Source organism: Brevundimonas sp. (genome assembly GCF_031082345.1).
Classification (GTDB): Bacteria; Pseudomonadota; Alphaproteobacteria; order Caulobacterales; family Caulobacteraceae; genus Brevundimonas.
Map to the genome: position 1 here is coordinate 1 of NZ_JAVHLH010000329.1, position 2,560 is coordinate 2,560.

Here is a 2,560-nt window from a genome sequence, read left to right on the forward strand (position 1 = left end):
CGACAGCGCCGGCGGCGACACCGCCCCCGTGACCGGCCCGCAGTATCCGACCGCGCCGACCGGCCCGGTGGACGGCGGCAATCTGGGCGCGGCCGCGCCGGGTTCGGAACAGGACTTCGTCGTCAACGTCGGCGACCGCGTCTATTTCGACCTCGACAGCTATGAGGTCCGCCCCGACGCCTATCCGCGCCTCGACGCCCAGGTGGCGTGGCTGCAGCGCTATCCGCAGGTCACCGTCCGCATCGAGGGCAACGCCGACGAACGCGGCACCCGCGAATACAATCTCGCCCTCGGCGCCCGCCGCGCCGAGTCGGTGCGCACCTATCTGGTCAGCCGAGGCGTCTCGGCCGCCCGCATCGACACCATCAGCTACGGCAAGGAACGCCCGATCGCGGCCGGCTCCAACGAAGAGGCCTGGGCCCGCAACCGCAACGCCCACACCGCCATCGTCAGCGGCGCGACGCGCTGATCCAGCGCTGCGACAGACCATCGTGAGGGGCGGCCGGTCATCGGCCGCCCCTTTCCTTTTGACCGGTCCGGCCATGCCCGGCTAAATCCCGGCGGCACAGGCGGGGACGGACATGGTGGACATCGACGCGGCGGGCGGGGCAGCCTCGGCCGGCATTCTCGCGGGCGCCCTCGAGCGGCCGACCGGCCATGTCGGCGACGCCGAGGGGAACTGCACCGACTGCGGACAGCCCGTCGAGGGCAAATTCTGCTCCAACTGTGGCCAGCCGACCCACGTCCATCGCTCCCTGCTGCACCTCGGCGAAGAGATGCTGCACGGCGTGCTGCATTTCGACGCCCGCATCTGGCGCACCCTGCCGCTGCTGGCCTTCAACCCTGGCCGCCTGACCCGCGAATGGGTCCAGGGCCGGCGCACCCGCTACGTCTCGCCGCTGGCGATGTTCCTGTTCACCGTCTTCCTGATGTTTTTCGTGTTCAGCTTCTCCGGGGGGCTGGACCCGAACATGACCACGACGCTGACGCCCGCCGAACGGACAGAGTTGACGCAGAGCCTCCAGTCCGCCCGGGCCGAACTGGCCGAGGCCCGGCGGGCGGCGGACGCGGCGCCGGAGTCCGACGCCCTGAAACTGACCGAGCGGGCGCGGGCGACCAGCGTCGAGGTTCTGGAAACTCGTCTCGGCGTCGCCGACCCGACCGCCAGTCGCACGGACGGCCTGACCCCGGGCAGCTGGCAGGCCCAGATCCACGACGCCGTCGCCTCGGGCGACCTCAAGGTCAATATGGGCAACGGGGCGCTGAACGAGACGATCAAGAAGAAGCTGCTCAATCCCGACCTGGCGATCTACAAGATCCAGCAGACGGCCTATAAATTCAGCTTCCTGCTGATCCCCATCTCGATCCCCTTCGTGGCGCTGCTGTTCCTGTGGCGGCGGGGCTTCACCCTCTACGACCACGGCGTCTTCGTGCTCTATTCGCTGACCGCCATGTCGATCCTGATGATGGTGGTCTCGCTCCTCGGTCCGCTGTGGGTCGGCTTCGCCTTCCTGGGCGCGATGGCCTTCACCTTCGGCATCCCGGTCCACATGTACGCCCAGCTCAAGGGCGCCTACGACCTGTCGTGGGTCTCGGCGGCGTGGCGCACCCTCGTCCTGCTGCTGTTCTGCGTCTTCGCCTTCTCGCTCTTCCTGCTCGCCATCATCACGCTCGGACTCACGGGCTGACGCCTTGCGGCGGCCTCAAATCGGTGGGACGAAAACAATCATGCTCAAGCTGCCCCCCGCTCTCCGTTCGAAGAACGTCCTCGTCACCGTGCTGGGCGTCGCCCTCATCGCCGGCACGACCACGGTCGTGGCCCAGACCGCGCCCATGGAGCCGATCCAGTGGGACCGGCGCAGTCTGGAGCGGCTGGATCGCAACGTCCGCCGTCTCGAACGGGCCCTGACCCAGCGCAACGCCGCCGGCCAGCCCGTCATCATGGAGCCCGAGCCCGAGGTCGTCGCCCTGACCAGCCGGGTCACCATCATGGATCGCCGTCTGAACGATCTCGAGGCCACCCTGCAGCGGGTCAACGGCGATCTGGAGCGGCTGACCTTCCAGCTCGACGAGACGGTGCGCGACAACGCGGCCCTGACCACCCGCCTCCGCACCGCCGAGACCCGGCTCGGCGACATCGCCGCCGCGGCCGAACGCGAGGCCGAGCTGAACGCCCCGATCAGCTCGACCTCCCCGACCGGCGACGCCGTCCGCGATCTGGCCGCCGCCGCCCGGCTGGCGGCCTCCGACCCGGCGCTCGGCGACCGCGCCCTGCAGACCGTCGCCCTCGCCTGGCCCGACACGCCCCAGGCCCGCGAGGCCAACGCCCGCCTCGGCGACCTGCGCGTCTCGGCCGGCGACCAGGCCGGCGCGGTGGCCTTCTACGCCGCCGCCCTCGACGGCTGGCCGACCACCCCCTGGGCCGGCGCCACGGTGCTGGAGCTGGCCACGGCGCTGAACGCCACCGACCGCAAGACCCAGGCCTGCGCCGCGCTCGGGGAATTCGACCGCCGCTACGCCGAGGCCGGCAGCGCCGCCCTGCGCACCCGCGCCGGCGAGC

3 protein-coding genes are annotated in these 2,560 nt (G+C 70.8%); all 3 read left to right on the forward strand.

Translation table 11 applies throughout. The features are described from left to right. On the forward strand, positions 1 to 469 hold a 469-nt coding region (gene pal / locus RDU12_RS14835; protein ID WP_308685403.1), incomplete at its 5' end, for a peptidoglycan-associated lipoprotein Pal. A 112-nt stretch (positions 470 to 581) separates the two neighbouring features. Continuing rightward, positions 582 to 1,688 (forward strand): DUF3667 domain-containing protein, encoded by a 1,107-nt coding sequence (locus tag RDU12_RS14840; RefSeq protein ID WP_300291869.1) that lies wholly within the window; start codon positions 582 to 584, stop codon positions 1,686 to 1,688. Positions 1,689 to 1,728: 40 nt separating this feature from the next. Further along, positions 1,729 to 2,560: tol-pal system protein (locus RDU12_RS14845; protein WP_308685406.1), on the forward strand; the 832-nt coding region annotated here is incomplete at its 3' end.

What these genes read in the sequence shown, in the direction of transcription:
- RDU12_RS14840 (WP_300291869.1), top strand. Translation starts at nt 582, where the DNA reads ATGGTGGACATCGACGCGGCGGGCGGGGCAGCCTCGGCCGGCATTCTC.